General features: G+C 71.9%; 20 protein-coding genes. 7 read left to right on the forward strand and 13 right to left on the reverse strand.

Annotated elements, in window-relative coordinates; all coding sequences use genetic code 11:
* The first annotated feature begins 20 nt into the window (after positions 1-20).
* From ABTY04_RS31010 to ABTY04_RS31035, 6 genes are all read left to right on the forward strand, one after another.
* Positions 21-2,786 carry a cation-translocating P-type ATPase gene (locus tag ABTY04_RS31010; protein ID WP_352216805.1) on the forward strand — a complete coding sequence of 922 codons (2,766 nt, stop codon included), beginning with the start codon at positions 21-23 and terminating at the stop codon, positions 2,784-2,786.
* Positions 2,783-3,442 carry a potassium channel family protein gene (locus ABTY04_RS31015; RefSeq protein WP_352216745.1) on the forward strand — a complete coding sequence of 220 codons (660 nt, stop codon included), beginning with the start codon at positions 2,783-2,785 and terminating at the stop codon, positions 3,440-3,442. Before ABTY04_RS31010 ends, ABTY04_RS31015 begins: the two co-directional genes overlap by 4 nt.
* Positions 3,439-4,095, forward strand: coding sequence for a potassium channel family protein (locus tag ABTY04_RS31020; protein WP_352216746.1), 657 nt, complete (start codon positions 3,439-3,441; stop codon positions 4,093-4,095). The genes ABTY04_RS31015 and ABTY04_RS31020 overlap by 4 nt, the downstream gene beginning before the upstream one ends.
* 307 nt (positions 4,096-4,402) lie before the next feature.
* Positions 4,403-5,128 carry a hypothetical protein gene (locus tag ABTY04_RS31025; protein ID WP_352216747.1) on the forward strand — a complete coding sequence of 242 codons (726 nt, stop codon included), beginning with the start codon at positions 4,403-4,405 and terminating at the stop codon, positions 5,126-5,128.
* Between the two features lie 452 nt (positions 5,129-5,580).
* The gene (locus ABTY04_RS31030; protein WP_352216748.1) at positions 5,581-6,048 is read left to right on the forward strand and encodes a hypothetical protein; all 468 of its coding nucleotides are present in this window, start codon (positions 5,581-5,583) and stop codon (positions 6,046-6,048) included.
* Positions 6,045-6,632 carry a cytochrome b N-terminal domain-containing protein gene (locus tag ABTY04_RS31035; RefSeq protein ID WP_352216749.1) on the forward strand — a complete coding sequence of 196 codons (588 nt, stop codon included), beginning with the start codon at positions 6,045-6,047 and terminating at the stop codon, positions 6,630-6,632. Before ABTY04_RS31030 ends, ABTY04_RS31035 begins: the two co-directional genes overlap by 4 nt.
* Here the strand turns inward: ABTY04_RS31035 and ABTY04_RS31040 are convergent.
* The 10 genes from ABTY04_RS31040 to ABTY04_RS31085 all read right to left on the reverse strand — a co-directional run bounded on the left by ABTY04_RS31040 (position 6,621) and on the right by ABTY04_RS31085 (position 15,044).
* Complete coding sequence (locus ABTY04_RS31040) at positions 6,621-7,253, reverse strand: V-type ATP synthase subunit D (RefSeq protein WP_352216750.1); 633 nt, start codon at positions 7,251-7,253, stop codon at positions 6,621-6,623. The genes ABTY04_RS31035 and ABTY04_RS31040 overlap by 12 nt on opposite strands.
* A gap of 5 nt (positions 7,254-7,258) precedes the next feature.
* Positions 7,259-8,641: a V-type ATP synthase subunit B gene (locus tag ABTY04_RS31045; RefSeq protein ID WP_352216751.1), complete on the reverse strand. Its 1,383-nt coding sequence runs from the start codon at positions 8,639-8,641 to the stop codon at positions 7,259-7,261.
* Positions 8,638-10,416, reverse strand: a complete 1,779-nt coding sequence (locus tag ABTY04_RS31050) for a V-type ATP synthase subunit A (RefSeq protein WP_352216752.1) — start codon at positions 10,414-10,416, stop codon at positions 8,638-8,640. The genes ABTY04_RS31045 and ABTY04_RS31050 overlap by 4 nt, the downstream gene beginning before the upstream one ends.
* Positions 10,404-10,931: a V-type ATP synthase subunit E family protein gene (locus ABTY04_RS31055; protein ID WP_352216753.1), complete on the reverse strand. Its 528-nt coding sequence runs from the start codon at positions 10,929-10,931 to the stop codon at positions 10,404-10,406. The genes ABTY04_RS31050 and ABTY04_RS31055 overlap by 13 nt, the downstream gene beginning before the upstream one ends.
* Positions 10,928-11,149 (reverse strand): V-type ATP synthase subunit F, encoded by a 222-nt coding sequence (locus ABTY04_RS31060; RefSeq protein WP_352216754.1) that lies wholly within the window; start codon positions 11,147-11,149, stop codon positions 10,928-10,930. The genes ABTY04_RS31055 and ABTY04_RS31060 overlap by 4 nt, the downstream gene beginning before the upstream one ends.
* A gap of 2 nt (positions 11,150-11,151) precedes the next feature.
* Entirely contained in the window at positions 11,152-11,574 is a 423-nt protein-coding gene (locus ABTY04_RS31065; protein WP_352216755.1) for an ATP synthase subunit C, read from the reverse strand.
* Positions 11,571-12,977 (reverse strand): V-type ATPase 116kDa subunit family protein, encoded by a 1,407-nt coding sequence (locus ABTY04_RS31070; protein ID WP_352216756.1) that lies wholly within the window; start codon positions 12,975-12,977, stop codon positions 11,571-11,573. The genes ABTY04_RS31065 and ABTY04_RS31070 overlap by 4 nt, the downstream gene beginning before the upstream one ends.
* Positions 12,964-13,815, reverse strand: a complete 852-nt coding sequence (locus tag ABTY04_RS31075; RefSeq protein ID WP_352216757.1) for a hypothetical protein — start codon at positions 13,813-13,815, stop codon at positions 12,964-12,966. Before ABTY04_RS31075 ends, ABTY04_RS31070 begins: the two co-directional genes overlap by 14 nt.
* A 77-nt stretch (positions 13,816-13,892) precedes the next feature.
* Positions 13,893-14,198, reverse strand: coding sequence for a hypothetical protein (locus ABTY04_RS31080; RefSeq protein ID WP_352216758.1), 306 nt, complete (start codon positions 14,196-14,198; stop codon positions 13,893-13,895).
* Between the two features lie 399 nt (positions 14,199-14,597).
* Complete coding sequence (locus tag ABTY04_RS31085) at positions 14,598-15,044, reverse strand: OsmC family protein (RefSeq protein WP_352216759.1); 447 nt, start codon at positions 15,042-15,044, stop codon at positions 14,598-14,600.
* A 190-nt stretch (positions 15,045-15,234) separates the two neighbouring features.
* Between ABTY04_RS31085 and ABTY04_RS31090 the strand changes: the two genes are divergently transcribed.
* Complete coding sequence (locus ABTY04_RS31090) at positions 15,235-16,116, forward strand: universal stress protein (protein ID WP_352216760.1); 882 nt, start codon at positions 15,235-15,237, stop codon at positions 16,114-16,116.
* 158 nt (positions 16,117-16,274) lie between these two features.
* Here ABTY04_RS31090 and ABTY04_RS31095 read toward each other — a convergent pair whose 3' ends face one another.
* From ABTY04_RS31095 to ABTY04_RS31105, 3 genes are all read right to left on the reverse strand, one after another.
* The gene (locus tag ABTY04_RS31095; protein ID WP_352216761.1) at positions 16,275-17,297 is read right to left on the reverse strand and encodes a 1-phosphofructokinase family hexose kinase; all 1,023 of its coding nucleotides are present in this window, start codon (positions 17,295-17,297) and stop codon (positions 16,275-16,277) included.
* A gap of 244 nt (positions 17,298-17,541) precedes the next feature.
* Positions 17,542-18,255, reverse strand: a complete 714-nt coding sequence (locus tag ABTY04_RS31100; RefSeq protein WP_352216762.1) for a CBS domain-containing protein — start codon at positions 18,253-18,255, stop codon at positions 17,542-17,544.
* Between the two features lie 8 nt (positions 18,256-18,263).
* Positions 18,264-18,734: a Crp/Fnr family transcriptional regulator gene (locus tag ABTY04_RS31105; protein ID WP_352216763.1), complete on the reverse strand. Its 471-nt coding sequence runs from the start codon at positions 18,732-18,734 to the stop codon at positions 18,264-18,266.
* Positions 18,735-18,761 lie beyond the last annotated feature (27 nt).

Below are 18,761 nucleotides of genomic sequence, written 5' to 3' on the forward strand. Positions count from 1 at the left end.
GCGGAACGCGCGGCCCCGCGGTGCAGACGCTGGCGACAGCAGAGGTTTTCGCCGCGTTGCACACCTCGCCGCGCGGACTGGCGTCGGAGGAGGTCGCGGCACGGCGGGACCGGTTCGGGCCCAACGAGCTGCCGCCCGCCGGGCGGAGGGAGCTGTGGCGAGACCTCGCCCGCCAGTTCACCGATCTCTTCGCCGTCGTGCTGCTCGTCGCATCGGCCATCACGTTCCTGGCGTACGGACTTCAGGAGCCCCGGGACGTGGGCACCCTGCAACTGGCCGTGGCGATTCTGGGTGTCGTGGTGCTGAACGCAGCCATCGGCTTCGCCCAGGAGTACTCGGCCGAGCGGACGGCGGAGTCGCTGCAGGCGATGGTGCCGCACACCTGCCGGGTGCTCCGCGACGGTGAGCGGCAGGAGCTGCCCGCACGGGACCTGGTGCCCGGAGACGTCGTCGTCCTGGAAGCCGGGGACGCAGTATCGGCGGACTGCCGCCTCACCGAGGCGCACGAGGTCTCGGTGAACAATGCAGCCCTGACAGGGGAGAGCGACGCCGTCGGGCGGACCGGTGACCCGGTGGCGACCGGCCCAGTGCTTCAGGCCCGCAACTGCATCTTCATGGGCACCGACGTCGTGGCAGGCTCCGCGAAGGCGGTGGTGTTCGCAACCGGTGCGGCAACGGAGTTCGGACGCATCTTCCGGCTCGCCGCGGCAGCGCCACGGCAGAAGACCCCGCTGCAGCGCCAGGTCGCCTCGATGGCCCGCCGGGTGGCGGGAACCGCGCTGGCGACCGGGGCAGCCCTGTTCGCAGTGCGCTTGCCCACCGGACAGCCGTTCGTCGAGTCCTTCGTGTTCGCCCTCGGCGTGATGGTCGCCCTGGTACCCGAAGGGCTGCCCGCGACGCTGTCCGTGTCACTGGCGATCGGCGTACGGCGCATGGCCCGCCAGCATGCGCTGGTCAAGCAGCTGCTGGCCGTGGAGGCACTGGGGTCCACCACCGTCGTGTGCACGGACAAGACCGGGACACTCACCCAGGCCGAGATGACCGTCGTGCAGGTGTGGGCCGGGGGCGTGCCCCACGCCGTGTCCGGGGTGGGGTACGCGCCGGTCGGCAAGGTGGCGGACGCACAGTCGGTGCTCGAACTGCTCCGAGCTGCGGGACTGTGCTGCAACGCCCGGCTGGTCCCTGCCCCGGCCAACGCTGGGAGGCACCCCCAGCCGGATCGCGCGGGCTGGCGAGTGCTCGGCGACACCACCGAGGGAGCCCTGTTGGTGGCCGCGGCCAAAGCCGGACTGGACCTGGCTCACGAGGAGGCCACTGCGCCGCGCGTGGCGGAGTTCCCCTTCGACTCGGCTCGGAAGCTGATGAGCACCGTGCACGCCAACGCTGACGGCGACTACCGCGCCTACGTCAAAGGCGCGCCACAGGAGCTGCTCGCCCGCTGCGCCTCCATCGAGTGGGGAGGCGAGCGGCAGCCGCTGACCGATGAGCTGCGCGCGGCGGTGACCACTGCCAACGACCAACTGGCCTCCCAGGGGCTGCGGGTGCTGGCGGCGGCATGGCGTCCCCTGGCCGACTCCCACCCCGTCCAGGACGAGGTCGAGTCGGGGCTGACGCTGCTGGGGCTCGTCGGCATGCTCGACCCGCCGCGGCCGGAGGTCAAGGACGCTGTCGATGCCTGCCGCCTGGCCGGGATCCGTATCGTCATGGTCACCGGCGATCACCCGCTGACCGCGGAGGCCGTCGCCCGCCGCGTCGGGATCGTGCGGCAGCCGACCCCTACCGTGGTCACCGGCGCCCGGCTGGACGCGCTCGACGACGACGGCCTGGACGGCCTGCTCGCCGAGTCGGGCGAACTGCTGATGTGCCGGGTCAGCCCCGAACACAAGATGCGGGTGGTTACCGCTCTGCAGCGGCGCGGCGAGGTCGTCGCGGTCACCGGCGACGGTGCCAATGACGCTCCGGCTCTCAAGCATGCGGACATCGGTGTCGCGATGGGCGCCTCCGGCACCGACGTCGCCCGGGAAGCCGCGGTCATGGTGCTGCTGGACGACTCCTTCGCCTCCATCACCACCGCAGTGAGACTCGGCCGTTCCGTCTACCAGAACATCCGCAAGTTCCTGATCTACCTCTTCAGCCACAACATCGCCGAGCTCATGCCGATCCTGGCCGCGACCTTCGCGGGATTCCCCCTGGTCCCGATCACCGCCGTACAGATCCTGGCGATCGACCTCGGCTCCGACGTCCTGCCCGCCCTGGCGCTCGGCGCCGAGCCGCCGGAACCCGACGTCATGGACAGGCCCCCGCGCTCCAAGCACGAACGGCTTTTCTCCACGGCCGTGGTGGGACGCATCCTGTTCCTGGGCGGCATCCAGGCACTCGGCGTGTGCACTGTCTTCTTCTGGCACATCCAAGCATCCGGAATCCCGTACTCCGACTTCACCAAGGACACCACCGTCTACCGGGAGGCGATCACCATGGTGCAGGCCGGGATCGTGGTCAGCCAGTTCTTCAACGCGCTTGCGGTGCGCTCCGACCGGCAGAGCGTGTTCCGTATCGGCCTGCTGTCCAACCCCTGGCTGATCGCAGCCGGATGCTTCGGAATCACGCTCATGGTGGCCATCAGCTACCTGCCACCGCTGCAGGCCCTCTTCAACACCGCACCGCTGGCCGCCGCCGACTGGGCAGTCCTCACCGGATTCGGCGTACTGCTGCTGGCCGCCGAGGAGACTCGCAAGTGGTGGCTGCGGCGCTGCCGGCCTGTGAGGGGGAAAGGAGAACAGCGATGAGAATGATCATCGCAGGCTGCGGGCGCGTGGGCTCCACGCTCGCCGTCCAGCTCGTCGCCGAAGGCCACGACGTACGGTTGATCGACCTTCTGCCCAGGGCGCGCAGGCTGCTGCCCGCCGGCTTCCCAGGCGAGTTCCACGAGGGAAACGGCTACAACCGCGCGGTACTCGAAGCCGCCGGAATCGAGCACGCCGACGCATTCGTCGCCGTCACCTCCGGCGACAACAGCAACATCGTCAGCGCGCGAACGGCCAAAGAGACCTACCGGGTTCCCATCGTCCTCGCCCGTATCTACGATCCCCGCCGCGCCGACATCTACCGCGAACTCGGTATCCCCACCATCGCCAGCGTCCGATGGACCGTCCACCAGATCCACCAGATGCTGCTGCACCGCCATCTCACGCCCGAACTCACCTTCGGCAACGGCGAAACCCTGCTGATCCGCTCCGGACTACCCGCCTACCTCACGGGGCGGCGGTTGGCCGAATTCGACGTCGACGGAGAGATCCGCGTCGTGGAGGTCACCCGCGCAGGGCGGTCGCTGGTGCCCGCCCACAGCACCCCCGCCGAGACCGGAGACCTGGTCACCTTCGCTGTCGCCGCCACTGCCCTCGGCCGCCTGCGCGGCTTTCTGGACAAGGAACTGGGGACATGAAGGCACTCATCGCCGGCGCCGGGCGCCTGGGCACCCAGATCGCCCAAGTCCTCGCCGCCGCCCGCAACGATGTCACCCTCGTCGACGTCGACGAGGACCGCATCGCCGAGCTCGAAGGCCGCCTACCCGTACGTCTCGTGGCTGGAGACGCCTGCGAGCCCACCCTGCTTGAGCACGCGGGTGCACCCACCGCCGACCTGGTCATCGCCGCCACCGGCAACGACGAGGACAACCTCGTCCTCAGCCTCCTAGCCAAGCGGCAGTTCACCGTCCCCCGAGTCGCGGCACGCGTCAACGACGCGGAAAACACCTGGCTCTTCGACCAGAACTGGGGAGTCGATACCGCCGTCCCCGCCACCACCCCCCTGATCTCCCTCATCGAGGAAGCCACCGGCGCCACGGACACCGTTGCCCTGCTGCGCCTGAGCAAAGCGGGCGTTGACGTCATCGAGACCGCCATCACACCGCAGTCCCGCGCCGCAGGCCGCACGCTCGTGGAGATCCCTCTCCCCGCAGGCACCGTAATCGCGACCGTCATCCGCGACGGCCAACCCACCGTCCCCGCTCCCGAGATGCGGCTCCAGCCCGGCGACGAACTCCTCGTCGTCTCCCACGCCGCCACCGAACAGGAGATCCACGCCGCCTTCCAGTGACGGCCGCCCGCCCGAGCCAAGGGCGTACCCGAGTGGTGAGTGGGTCTCGCAGACAGCCTCGACGAAGTGGCTCACCTTGCCGCCGGAGGCCGGGTACCTGGCGGCCAGGCGGGCCGAGGCGATGCTGAGCAGCGGCCCGGAGCCGGCCGCCGTCGGCGACACCCTCCGTGACCTGGCGCCTCGCACGCGGGCGGCGGCCCAGGCAGAGAGGCAGCCATGAGCGCCCGAAGGCTGACTGATGAGAGGGGCAGGCCCACGGCGCCGGTCCGGCAGTCGCGGGCAGGTACCGGCCCGGAAGGTGATGATCATGCTCAGCAGGCGATCCGCCGCCGCGCTGGCGGCCCTCGCGCTGGCGGGCACGCTGGCCGCCGGATGCGCAACAAGCCGCAGCACTGCAAGCAGCACATCCTTCTCCCCGACCGTCCCCTCCAACAGCCATTGCTGGGGGCCGGGCACGTCGGGCGACGACTGGAACCACTGGGATTCGTGGGAGCCTGGGATGATGGGCGGCGGCTGCTCATGGGGGCACGGCATGATGGGCGGCCATTACTGGCTGCGCGGCGACGGCACCCCGGTGAAGACCTTGGCCCAGGCCCGCCAGCGCGCCGATGCCTTCGCCGACCGGCTCGGCCTGCGCGTCGGAGAGGTCATGCAGTTCTCGAAGAACTTCTACGCCGAACTGCAGACCCCGGCCGGAAAGCCAGCCACTGAGATCCTCGTCGACCCGGCAGACGGTGACACCGGGATCGAGTACGGACCGGCGATGATGTGGAACACCGACTACGGCATGCACCACCGCGGCCAGACCCCGGCCCGGATCTCCCCCGACCAGGCCCAGGACCGCGCCCAGAAGTGGCTGCGCGACCGGGGCCGCGACCTCACCGTCGGCGTAGCCGAGGGCTACCCCGGCTACTACACCCTGCACACCCTGCGCTCCGGGAAGATCGACGGCATGCTGTCGGTCAACGCCTCCACCGGCGCTGTATGGGACCACACCTGGCACGGCCGCTACATCGCCACGAGCCAGCGATGACCCACAGCAGGTCGCTCATCGGAGTCCCAATCCCCAGGCACCCCTGCGCTCGGCCGGCGCGCTTCTGCCACGGCGCGCCAGCGGGGCATGGCCGGGGTGTCCTTCCCGTTCCGCCCGCGGCAGCCGACATCGAGCGGCGATCCGCTCGGCTGTCAGGGGGACATCGGGGTGCGGCGGCGCGGGGACAGGTCTGCGGTGGTGAAGGTTTCAGCGGGGGGCCAGCAGCCTGGTGCCCTGCTGGCAAGCGGGCGGTCCCGGGCATCTGAGCCGAAAGACCCCTGGCCGCCGCGCGGGTCGATTCTTCGACAAGGAGGCGGATGCCATGACCTCTGGCGGAGGGGTGAGGTTCTCGCGGCGCGCCGTGCGTGCGCGCGGTGTCCGCGGGGGCTTGGCGGTGTTGCTCGCGGTGGTCATGTTGCTGGTGGTGGCGTCGACCGGGCCGGCGTGGGCGCATGGGGGAGGAGATCAAGCAGGCGAGGGTGCTCGTCGAGCAGGCCGTCGCGCTGATCGCCAACCAGGCGGGGGACGATCGGGTCGGCGAGCGCATCCACGACGCGGTGGAAGCGCCGGACCAGATGGGCGTCGATCAGGCCAAGGTCCGTGGCGCGCTGGCGCTCATCGACCAGCCGGGGGAAAACGCGCGAGCCACGGCGCAGGCGCGCACGCTGCTGCTGGCGGCGATCGGCGGCAGGCTACCCGGCGCCCCGACGGCGGGGCCTGCACTGGGCACCGACACCGGCACCAGTGTCATCCTGGACGAGTTCCGGCCCGCGCGCGGCATCAGCGACGGCGGTGATGTGGCGCTGCTGGTCCTGGCCGTGGCCGCGATCGCCGCGGGACTGTACCCGGCGCGACGGTGGCGCCCTCCGCACACCATCCACGAACTTGAGCGCAGCGCTGCCCCGAAGGGGACCCGATGACCAGCCGGCCCGTATCCCAGGACGGCCCCGCTTCGCGGCCGGAGCGGCCCGGACGGTGGCGTCGGGCCATCGACGCGGTCGATGAGCGCATGGGTATCAAGGCGCTGGCCTACCCGGTCCCTGAGCATGCCAACAACCTCGGTTGGAGCCTGGGAGGCCTGACCACGGTGGCGTTCCTGACGCTGTTGGTCACCGGGCTCTACGTCACGCAGTTCTACTCGCCGGTACCGGTGTCGGCCAACCAGTCGGTACGAGAACTGGTGACCCACGTGTGGCTGGGCTCCTTCGCCAGGGCCTTGCACTACTGGGCGGCCCAGGCGATGTTCGCCCTGGCCCTGCTGCATCTGTTGCGGGTGTTCCTGCACGCCTCGTACAAGAAGCCCCGTGAGGGCAACTGGGTGGTCGGCTCCGCCATGTTCCTGCTGACCTTCCCGGCTGTGTTCACCGGCACCGTCGTGCCGGCGCCGACTGCACCGAGTCCGGCGAGCAGGCGTCGGCCCGGCGCGCCATGCAGCCGGCATCTGGGCCGAACTCGCCCTACGGGGCGCCGGCCGAGACTCCGTCGTCGTGCGTCAGCCGTGTGACTCGCGCTCTTCCAGCACGCGGGCGGCCCACCGCCGCCGGACGGCGTCCTCGTGCTCGCTCTGCTCCAAAGTGAGGTCCGAGCGGGCGAGGGCCTCCTGTAGGCGCGGGATCCAGTGGCGCTGCAGAGCCCGCACGCGCTGGCGGGTGCTGAGCATCTCCGCGCCGACGATCCTGGCGGCCGCCTGGTTGCAGGCGTAGTCGGCGGCCGCCGTCACCGCGCGCCGGAAGGCGGCTTCGGCGTTGATCAGGGCGGTGTTGCCCGGTGCGGCAGCGGTCGGCGGCCGAGCCGGGACCGTGCAGGAGACCTCCGACGGGTGGTGCGCCCCCATCGACGTGGTCCAGCTGACGGTGACGTCCGCCGGCGCGAGACCGGCCGCCGCCGAATCCAGGGCGTGCTCCCCGCTCAGGACGAGCCCGCGCAGCAGCCAGGTTTCGGCCTCCCGCAGCAGCTCGTGCCAAGCGGCGGCAGCGTCCTGCTCGGCTTGTACGAGGTGCTGGTGCTCTGCGCGGAGGATGCTCAGCTTCCTCTCAAGAAGGTCGGCGCCGCGCACGGCGACCGCCAGGCTGCGCCGCAGACGCAGTCGCCCGGCACGTCCGGGTGGAATCCGGAGGGTGGCCATCGCCTTCACCCCCGCTCCGCGCCGCGGGCGTCGAGCAACTGGGCGGGGAGCATGGAGAGCTGACTACGGGGCAGGTCGAGCAGGACCTGCCAGGCTTTCTCCAGTGTCTCGTCGAGCGTTCGCCGTTCGTCGCGGCGCTGGTGCACGAAACGCCGCAGGAACGCCTCGTCGAAGTTCAGGTACCGGCGGTCGGTCGGGCTGAGCGCCGTCTGACCGACCAGGTCGGCGAGTTCGCGGACCTGCCGGACCCGGGCGAGGGCGGCGAGCATCTGGGCGGCGACGTCGAGGTGGTCGGGCCGGGTACGACCGGGACCGGCGCCCTTGCGCATCAGGCGGGAGAGCGAGGACAGGGCGTCCACCGGCGGGTAGACGCCGAGCGCGTGCGTCTCGCGGGACAGCACGATCTGCCCCTCCGTGATGTACCCGGTCAGGTCCGGCACCGGATGCGTGATGTCACCGGCGGGCATGGTGAGCACCGGGAGCACGGTGACGGAGCCGGCCCGGCCCCGGATGCGCCCGCAACGCTCGTAGAGAGAGGCCAGGTCGCTGTAGAGATAGCCGGGGTAGGCGCGGCGGGCCGGGACCTCGCCGCGTGCCGCGGAGACCTCCCGCAGCGCCTCGGCATAGCTGGTCATGTCGGTCATGACAACGAGCACATGCCTGCCGCCCTCAAAGGCGAGGTGCTCGGCAACGGTGAGCGTGATCCGCGGGGTCAGGATGCGTTCGATCACCGGATCGTCCGCGGTGTTGAGCAGCAGCACCAACTCTCCCGCGGCGGACCGCTCCTCCAAGGCGTCGCGGACGAGGGAGGCGTCGGCGTGGGTGAGTCCCATACCGGCGAAGACGACGCTGAACGCCGCTCCGGCTGCCGTGGACTGGGCGGCGATCTGGACGGCGAGTTCCAGGTGTGGCAGCCCTGCGACGGAGAACACCGGCAGCTTCTGGCCCCGTACGAGCGTGGTGAGCGCGTCGATGACCCCGACGCCTGTGAGCACCGGCTCCGCGGGGGGTTCCCTGAGCACGGGGTTGATCGGGTTCCCGGCGACCGCAGCGGTGGCGGATCCGAAGACCGGCGGTCCGCCGTCGACCGGTTCGCCGCGGCCGTTGCAGACCCGGCCCAGCCACCCGGGGCCGACCGGGATGCGCAGCGGCTGCCCGGCGAAGGCCATCCGGACCCGTGCCGGATCCATGCCGGCGGTGTTCTCCAGGACCTGTACGACGGCGAGCCCGCGATCCACCTCCAGTACGAGTCCGTGCCGCTCCTCGCCGGAGTCGAGCGTGATCCGGACGAATTCGTCCCAGCCGATGCCTGCCACCCCTTCGACGACGGCGAGCGGGCCGCGCAGTTCGCGGATCGCCGTGTACTCGATCTCGCCCCAGCCGGTCACGTCGCCTCCCGCAGCCCGGCGAGCGAGGCGAGCATGGTGTCCCGCCGGGTCGCGACGCCTGCGGCATCGTCCGGGCCGACGTCCTCGCGAGCGCGCAGCAGCGGCCCGAAGTCCACCTCCTCGATCACTGAGGCGGGGACGTCGGCCTCGACGAGCTCCCGGCACCGGTCGACGACCGCGTGGACGGCGTCGACCAGGGCCGCGGCCTTGTGCGCACCGCAGGAGGAGTCCTGGGCCGACAGCGCGCTCTGCTGGAGGACCCCCTCGCGGATCAGCCGGCCGCCGAGCACGCTGATCCGCTCCTGGGCGGGGAGCGCGGTGATGCCGATCAGGTCGACGAGGTCGGCCAGCCGGTCTGCCTCGGCCAGCAGTCCCGCCGTCCGGGCGCGCCGGGCGGCCCAGTCGGGGTCGCCGGCGTCCGCGTGGGCGGAGGTGAGGGTTTCCGCGTCGCGGGAGAAGGAGCCCGCCCAGGAGACAGCCGGGTAGTGCCGGGCATAGGCGAGGTCGCGGTCCAGGGTCCACAGGCAGCGCACGAACCGTTCGGTATGGGCGGTGACCGGCTCTGTCATGTCGCCGCCGGGCGGCGAGACCGAGCCGATGACGGTGACCGATCCCTGGTCACCGCCGAGCGTGGTCACCGAGCCGGCTCGTTCGTAGAAGGCGGCGATCGCCGAGGCCAGGCCGGCCGGATAGCCCTCTTCCGCCGGCAGCGCACCGGTACGGGAGGCGAACTCGCGCAACGCCTCGGCCCACCGGGACGTCGAGTCGGCGATGACCACGACGTCGAACCCCATGTCGCGGAAGTACTCGGCGACCGTGGCTCCGGTGTAGATGCTCGCCTCGCGGGCCATCATCGGCATGTTGGATGTGTTGGCGATGGTCACCGTGCGATCGGCGAGCCGACCTCCGGTCCGAGGATCTTCGAGCTCGGCCAGTTCGGTGATGACGTCAGCCATCTCGTTGCCGCGCTCCCCGCAGCCGACGTAGACGATGACGTCAGCGTCGCACCACTTGGCGATCTGCTGCAGCAGCACGGTCTTGCCGGTGCCGAAACCGCCGGGTACGGCAACCGTGCTGCCCCGGGCCACGGGGAAGAGCAGGTCGATCGCCCGCTGCCCGGTGTTCAGCGGCTGCCGTGCGGCGAGGCGCTCACGGACCGGGCGCGGGCGCCGGACGGGCCAGTCGCCGGTCATCCGGACCTCGGTGGAGCCGACGACGGCCAGCACAGCGTCCTCGCGGTGCTCCGCCTCGGGGGCGATCCGCTCCACCGTGCCACCGGCGCCCGGCGGTACGAGGATTCGCACGGGCACCGGTCCGGCTCCCCGGACCTCGCCGAGGACCCGGCCTTCGGACACCCGCTCCTCCGACGTCACCAGGGGTGTGAACCGCCACGAGCGGTTGCCGTCCCCGGTCGTGCTCGCGCCTGGGAGGAGCCATTCGCCGCTGCCTGCCAGCGGGCGCAGCAGGCCGTCGAAGATTCCGCCGAGCAGACCGGGGCCCAGCCGGGCGGACAGCGGAATGCCCATGGGGCGGGCCCCGTGCCCGGGAGCGAGACCTCCCGTGTACTCGTACGCCTGGACCGTGACCACGCCCCCTTTGATCGCCACCACCTCGCCGGGCAGGCCGGCATCGCCCAGGGAAACCAGGTCGTACATGGCCGTGCCGTCCGCATACTCCATTTCGACTATCGGGCCCGCGACCCGCAGGATGCGGCAGGGCGGCTCCGGCCGGCCGTCCGCGGCGGCCGCCTCCGGCGCGCTCCTCACGGTGCCCACAGCGTCTCCGCCTCCGCACCGAACCGGTCCAGCGCACGGGCGGCGAGGGCATCCAGGGTGCAGTCGGCCCGGCGGCCCGGCGCCTGGGCCACGAATCCCCCGTTGGGGTGCTCGGCGGCCTCGGCGTCCGGGCCGAGGAGCCGGCGGGCCCGTTGGCAGAGCCGGTCGCGGATCGCCGGGTAGTCCGTGGTGTGCCGCAGGTCGCGGATGCGTTCGGTGGTACGGCGGCGCAGCTCCTCGTACGCCTGCCTGCGCTCGCCGAGTTCGCGGGCGCGGGTGGTCCTGCGGACCCGGCTCAGCTCTGCGGTGCGCCGATGGGCCGCGTCTGCCTCGCCCTGGCGGCGGGCGTCGTCGAGGATCGCCGCTGCACGGTCCCTGGCCGCGTCCAGCAGTGCCTCGGCCTCTCGGTCCGCGCGGGCCAGCAGCTCCTCGGCGTCGGCCCGGGCCGAGCGCAGCAGCCGGTCCCGCACCGGTTCGAGGGCGGAGGCCATGTGATCCGGGGCCGGGGGCCTCATGCCGGCATCACCGCCGTGAGCGGCCGGGTGCTCTCCAGCAGTGCCGGGCCCAGGGTGTCGGCGGCAGCCGGGGTGACGATCACCAGGGCGACGTCCTGCGGCAGGTCTTGCCATGCCTGGCGTACGGCCTCCGGCTCCTCGGCGACCAGGACGGTCACACCGGCCAGGGCCAGCCCCGCCACCCGGGTCTGCTCTCCGATGGCTGCCACGCGCCCCATGGTCAGGCCTTCCCGACGAGGAGGATCGCGACGACGAGGCCGTAGATGGCGATGCCCTCGGCGAGTCCGACGATGACCATCGCCCGCCCGAACAGCTCGGGCCGCTCGCCCAGCGCCGCCAGCGCGGCGGCTCCGGTGTAGGCGACGGCGATCGCCGCGCCGATCGACGCCCCGGCGACCGCGATCGCGGCCCCGATCAGAGCCGCAGAGCCGGAACCCGTGGCCTGGGCGGCGGCCTGCGTGCCCGATGCCTGGGCGGGCGGGCCGCTCAGGGCCACGGTCAGCAGGGCCAGCGCGCCGACGAGCAGAGCCGCGTCGGCGGCGACGATCAGCCGGACGGCCGCCCGGCCGCGCCACCGCAGCAACAGGCGCGTGCCGAGGAAAGCCGCCACGACGACGGGCAGGGCGATGAGCCAGGCGATCACGACGCCACCTCCGTGTGCTGTACCGGAACGTGCCAAGGACGGAACGGACGGCCCTGGGTCTCGAAGACCCGGGAAAACAGTTCGTAGAACTCCAGCCGCAGTGCCTGCACCCCGGCCACCAGCGCCTCCAGCGCGAAGGCGAGGGTGTTGCCGGCGGTGAAGACAACCACGGCCCCCAGCAGCGCCGTGGGCCCTTTGGCTGCCAGTCCTGTCGTGCCGCGCCAGACGATCTCGCCCAGCGCGGCGTGGGTGAGCCCGAATGCCGCCAGCCGCGCGAAGGAGACGACGTTCGAGCCGATGCGCACCACGGCGTCGAAGAGCTGGACCCCTGTCTGCACGGCACCGCCGACCCCGCCCGCGGAGGCCGCGAACAGCCCCGAGCCCGCCAGGGCCAGACCGGCGAACGCCAGCACGGCACCGCCGAGCACGAGCCCGGTGCGCCCCGCGAGCACACCACCGGCCAGCACGGCGAAGCCGAGGAAGAGCACGGCGCCGGCGATGCCTGACGCCGCGTACAGCGCGTTCGCCGGCCCGCCCTCCCGCCAGCGGTTCACGATGCCCGCCCCGTACGCCAGAGCCAGGAGCGCGGCGCCGAGCCCCACCGCGGCGGCGAGCAGGCGCATCGGCCGGTCCAGCGGGTCCAGCCACAGCACCGGCAGCACGCCGGTCGGGCCGAAGAACTCGCCGTAGGCGACGCCCGCCGCGGTGCTGGTCAGCCCGGCTCCGGCCACGAACGGCCACAGGCGCCGCAGGCGCCCCAGCCGGCGGGGCCGACCCAGATACAGCAGCAGGGCGGCCAGGAGCAGCAGCGCCCCGTGCCCGGCGTCGCCGAACATCATGCCGAACATGACCACGTAGAGGATGCCGGCGGGCATGGTGGGGTCGATGTCTGCGTACGGCACCGTGCCGTACGTGCGTACCAGCGGGGAGAAGGAGCCGCGCACCGCGCCGGTGACGCGCAGCAGAGTCGGCGGATCGGTGCCGCCGGGAGTCCTCATCGGCACCAGAACGCCCCCGACGTCGGCGAGCCGTGCGGTCGTCGAACGCACGTCGGCGGCGGGGCACCATCCGGCGAGCGCCGCCACGGTCCCGCGCCGGACGGCACTGCCGATCCGCTCCTCAAGCTGCGCCTCGCCGGCCAGCAGGTCGGCCCGGCCCGCCCGTTCGAGGGCGTCGAGGTCCGGCGGGGCTGAGCACAGGAGGGCGCCCGCAGGCTCGGTACGCAACCGCTGCAGTCGGCGTGCCGCCGGGCCGGGGGCGGCATGCGCGGGGTCGTCGATCCGGTCGATCTCGACATTGCCCGCCTCGGCGATGCGGACCAGCGTCTTGCGCAGGGTCTCCTGCGGCGCGACGATCGCCACCCGCTGCATGCGGACCGGCCGCGCGGCCTCAGACCACGGCATCGACGGCCTCCAGCGATCCGCCACCCCGCGCGGCCAGTTCGAGGGCGCCCCGAACGCGCCACGCGTCGGCCGAGAGCACGGCGACGGCGCCCACAACGGGCGAGGAGCCGAGGCCGGAGCCGCGCATCAGATCACGTCCGTCCTGCTGCAGCCGGATCCACCACCTCGTCTCCGCGCGCCACAGATCCGCCGGTGTCTCAATGCCGTTCACCACCCAGCGCGCCGTGGTCGGCAGACGCCGCGCGAAGTCGGGGAACGACGCCGCACCCACCGCCTCGGAGCCGAGTACCCGGGCGGCCCGGCGTGCGGACGGCTCGGGCAGGGCCCGGTCGGCGAGGAACACCTCGCGGCCCACCAGCAGCGCGAGCCGACCCGCAGCCCACGGCACCGCCTGCGGTACGGCCGCCGCGGTCCGCTGGGCGGCAGCGATCCGCATACCGACCGCCACCGCCGCCGGAGAGTCGGCGCCCGGATCGCCCCAGACGGAACTGGCCAACGCGGCCCGCAGTTCGGCCGGCGAGCCGGCCTTGGACAACCTCGGCCATGCGGTGGCCAGCGCCCCCAGCCGGTACGGCCGGACAGGCGGACGATACTCCGCGCCCGACAGCACACGGGCGTGATCGTCGACGTTGGCCGTCTCGAACCCGGATGCGAGCAACCGAAGCATGGCCGCTCCCGCACGTGGCTGCCAGCCGGCGAGCACCCGCAGATGCCACAGCAGGGTCGCCGAGACCGCCCGCTGCGCGGCGGCCAGCCCGGCTTCCGTGTCGAGATCGCGGCGATACGGCGTAGCCGCCAGATACCTGAGAGCGTCGGCGAGCGTCGCGGCGCCGGCCACATCCCGGGCACCGGACACGCCCAGGCCCCTGGACACCATGGCCCTGGCCCGTGTCACGCCCGCTACCCACCCGGCGCTCACCGCGGTGAGCCCCTTTCCCGCCGCTCGTCGTCCGGGGTGGACAGGTCCTCGATCACCCCGGCCACCACGCGGTCCACGAGCGGGGGCAGGCGATGCTCCACCCGGTCCCGCAGGGCGGCGACATCGCGTTCGGCAGTCGCCAGCAGGGCCGCGGCCTCGGCTGCCGTGGCGTCATGGATCCGGGCGGCACTCTGTTCCCGTACGCGTGGGGCGGCGGCGCGGGCCTGGTCGACGGTTTCCGCGGCCATCCGTTCGGCTGCCTCGCGACGCCGTACGGCCTCCGCGGCTGCTTGCTCCCGCACCCTCCGAGCCTCAGCCTCCGCGCCCTGGAGAAGGGCGAGCTGTGGCTCCAGTTCGGCTGCGAGCTCAGCCGACCGGTCTGCGGGCACCCCTCCTGCAGCGGCAGGACCGGGCAGCCCGACCGGCCGGAACCGCATCAGGAAATCCCGGAATCCCGCCATCACATCGCTCCTACGAGTCGGTCTGCGATCCGAGTCCAGTGTCCCTGCCAGGAAAGTCCACGTCTTGTGGAGTTGGGCCGCCCGTTCCTCGATCAGGGGCCGGCCATAGGAAAACATGTGCACGAATGTGGCCGGCAGTCCGTCGTGGCGTACTGTCCGGCTGACCGCGCCGGACCGGTTCCGCGCCAGGGGCCACGTGCGCATGCGCCTCCCTATCCGCCTGCCTTGTGGCGGGGGCGGTTACGACGCGAGGTCGATGCCGATTTCCGGCGGCCGCTGGAGCGTGTTGTGGACGGTGCAGTGCGACGCGACGGCGAGAAGGCCCGCGCGCCGCTCTTCGGGCAGCTGAGAGGGCGGCACGATCACCATGCGTACCGCGGCCACCCGGGCGGGGCGGTCGGTGGCCATGGCGAATTCCGTCCGCACGCCCAGACCCTCGCACGACAGGCCGTGGCGGAGCAGGTAGCGCCCCGCGTAGAAGGCGACGCACGTGGCCAGGGACGCTGCGAACAGCTCGGTCGGCGTGGGCGCGGTGTCCGTTCCGCCCGCGTCCGTGGGCTGGTCGACACGGAGGCGGTGCCCGCGCACGTCGACCACGTAGACGTCACCATCGACGTGGGTGACATCGAGCCGGTGTGCGTCCCCGGGCAGCCGCGTACCAGACCCTTCCGGTGCAGTGTCGGTCATGGCCGTACCTCCGGTTCCGGTGGGTGCTGCCACTGTGGGCGATCCGTCGGCCTCGGGCATGGGCCCTTCGGGCAGCTGTCTGCCCCTGTTGGCCCCTCACACCATCGCAGCCGGAGCGCCAAGCTGGAGGTCGCACCCGGCCGAATGCATCCGGCCGTGCCGCGACGGCGCGTCGAGGAGGAGGTACGCCATGACGGTACAGGTCACCGTGGGCCTGGACGGATCCCGGGAAGGTTTCGCAGCGGCGGCCTGGGCCGCGCGCGAGGCCGTACTGCGCGAGGTTCCGTTGCACTTGGTCCACGTGGAGGAGTGGCCCGTCACGCCCGCGATCCCCTACCCGATCGCCGCCTACGGTGCGGAGCGGTCCGCGGGACTGCTCCGCGACACGGCAGAGCAACTCCGCAGGGACCACCCGGGGCTGGAGGTGACGACTGAACAGGCGCGTGGTCGCGCCGGCTCCCTGCTGAGTGCGGCCGCGGACGAGTCAGATCTCATGGTGCTGGGCTCCCGTGGGCTCGGCGGGTTCGTGGGGTTCCTGGCCGGGTCCGTGTCTCTGGCCGTCGTCCGCAGCTCCCACCAGCCGGTCGTCCTCGTACGCGCCGACACGGCGGACGCCTCCCCTGTGGCAGTGACGACCGGGCCGGGTGGCGGCGAGGTCCTCGTCGGCGCTGACCTCCGTCATCCGAACGCGCCCGTGCTCGCCTTCGCGTTCCAAGAGGCGGCGCGCCGAGGCGCAACGATTCGCGTCGTGCACGGATGGACCCTGCCGGGTCCGTCCGTGCACGCAATAGTGGCCGATCCAGGTATCGGCGAGACGGTCGGCGTCCAGGTCGCGTCCGCTCTGGCGGAGCTGGTCCGGCCCTTGCACAGGAGCTACCCGGACGTCCAGGTCATCGAAGAAGCCGTCGTCGGAGCCGCCGGAGTCCAGCTCGTGGAGGCCTCGAAGGGCGCGGAGCTCGTGGTCGTCGGGCGGCGCCGGCATCCGGCGCCGCTCGGACCCCACATCGGTCACGTCGCGCATGCCGTGATCCACCACTGCGCCGCACCGGTCGCCGTCGTTCCCTTCGGATAGTCCCAGGATTCTGCGACTTGGGCGCAGGCACCGCCCCAACGTCCTCCAGCGGCCCCGAGACGCTCGGCACTCGGCGGGTTCGGCAGTGAGCGGGACGCGTCGGGGACGAGGCGACCGAAGCCGGAGTCCGTATCGCCGGGGATGCGGCGAGACACCTCTCAGCCACTGCTGGCGGTCCGCACCTGCGAGCGGAGGGATCGCGCCACGGCCACGTCGAAGGGTTCGGTGCTGGGGGTGAGCATCGCTGCGGCGGCTGTGGCCACGCCCAGGGCGCAGGCGCTGACGGGATCCTCTCCGGCGGCCAGCTGTGCGGCGAGGGCAGCGACCATGCTGTCTCCCGCCCCTGCATCGCTCAGGGGCTCGCCGGGCAGCGGCGGCGTGTAGAGCTCGGTGTGGCCGTGGCCGGTCGAGCACAGTGCGCCCAGCGCTCCGAGGGTGGTGACGGCGACCTCGGCGGCCCCCGTGGCGAGCAGGCGCTCGTTGAGGGCCCGGGCGTCGTCGAAGCCCCTGACCGCCTGGCCGGTCAGGCTCTCGGCCTCCGTCCGGTTGCACCTGAACAGGAACACGCCCTCCGCGAGCGCTGCCCGAAGCGCCGGCCCGGAGGTGTCCAGGATCAGCCGGGATCCGGCTTCCTTGACGTGGCGGGCGACGGCCGCGAAATAATCGTCGCGCAATCCGCCGGGCAGGCTGCCGCTGGCCACGACGTACGGGCAACTGCCGACGAACCGCTCCAGCACTTCCAGGCACCGCTCTCCTTCGCGTTCGTGCAGTTGCGGGCCGGGTGGCACGACGTGGTAACTGCGGCGGGATTCGGCCTCGAACAGCACGAGTGCTTCGCGGGTGTCGTCGTCGATGTCGACGGCGACGTGATCGACGCCCTCTTCGTCCAGCAGCCGGTTGAGACGCAGTCCGACCTCGCCTCCGGCCGTGTGGACGGCGGTGGCCCGTCCTCCGAGCCGCACGATGTGACGTGCGACATTGATTCCTCCGCCCCCGACGGCCACCGACCTGACCCGCGCACGGTTCTTGCCGGTGCCCTCCAGGTGTTCGACCTCCCAGCAGAGGTCGATTGTCGGATTCATCGTCAAGGTGACGACGTCTGGACTGGCGGTTTGCTCCGGTACCCCCACACCGCCGGCAGTCCCGGCGGTTGAGGGGTCCGGCGCCGCAGCCGTGCTCATCGCGGTGCCCTGGTAGTCGTGCTGACCTCTGGCGGGCGCGGTGCCTGATCGGTGGGCCGGAATGGCGTGTGCGACGCCCCTGGCACACCAAGGAACTGGTGCCTGCGGCCGCAGGGCTCGTCCGGCTCGACCGCCCCGCCGATCCGGCGCCGCGACGGAAGCGTCATCGCCCTCACCTCCGTGGACAGCGAATGTCTGCCCCGAGTTCCATACTCGAACAGCCTCACATCAGGTGCATGCTGGCTCACGGCTGCGCCTCTCCCCGTCCCCGGTCTGCTCCTGGCGCAGCCGCTTTCCCCGAGGCCCGTGGTTCGGTGAGCGCCTCCAGCCGGGAGTGGACGTCGACAACGCCCTCGACGGACCGGGCCAGGCGCTCAGCCATGGGGATCAGGTGATCGTCCCGGACACTGCCCGTCAAGATGGCGATGCCGTGTGTGACGGTGACGGTGACCCCTTTGTGCGAGAGCGGGAAGAGGCGTTCGACGACGCTCTGGCGGATTTCTTCGGTGAGTTCGTCGTCGCTGCGGAGGAAGACCTTGAGGAGGTCGGCGCGGCTGACGATGCCCTTGAGGGTGCCGTCGGCGTCGACGACCGGGAGGCGCTTGATGTGGCGGTCGGCCATCAGACGGGCGGCCTGGGGGAGGGTGGCGTCGGGGCGGATCGTGACGGCCGGTGTGGTCATGAGGGTTTCGGCACGGGTGGAGCCGGCCTTTGCGGTATCGCCGAGGCGGCGCATCTGTTCGATCATGCCGGGGCGGTGCTCGTGGAACTCCTCCTTGGGCAGCAGGTCGGCCTCCGAGACGACGCCGACGACGCGGCCCTCGCCTTCGATGACGGGGAGGGCGGTCACCTTCCAGCGCTCCATAGCGGAGACGATGTCCTTGAAGCCGGTCTCGGGGGTGACGGCGATGACCTTGGTGGTCATCACGTCGGCGACGGTGTACGGGGTGGAGGTCATGGCGGTCCTCAGCGTGCGTAGGCGAGCGGGGTTCCGCTGCCGTGAGGGGCGAACAGGTCGAGGAGCCGGGTGCGGGTGGCGTCGAGCCGGTCGGCGATGACGCCCGCGACGGCAGTGGAGACGGACCGTCCGATGACCGAGTCCTCGCTGCACAGCCCCCGTACGGCGGCGGCGTCGAACTCTAGGGCGCGGACCTCGCAGGAGGCGGTGGCGCCCAAGTGCCAGGTGTAGGGGCGGAACATCCAGGACCAGCCGAGCAGTTCGCCGTAGCCGAGGGTGTCGATGACGGCGTTCTTGTGGCCGGGCACGTGGGTTTCGAGGCCGACCGTGCCGCATTCGGTGATCCAGAACCTTTCGGCCCGCTGGTGTTCCCTGAGGATGCGGGTGCCGGCCGGAAACGTGACCTGGTGGGAGTGGGCGAGCAAGGCTTCGCGGGCTTCTGGAGTCATCCGTTCGAGGATGCTGTGCATGGTGCTCATGGTGTGCCTCCAACCCTTCCCTCTCAC

It is taken from the genome of Streptomyces sp. NPDC097981 (assembly GCF_040302565.1).
In the GTDB taxonomy this organism is placed as follows: Bacteria; Actinomycetota; Actinomycetes; order Streptomycetales; family Streptomycetaceae; genus Streptomyces.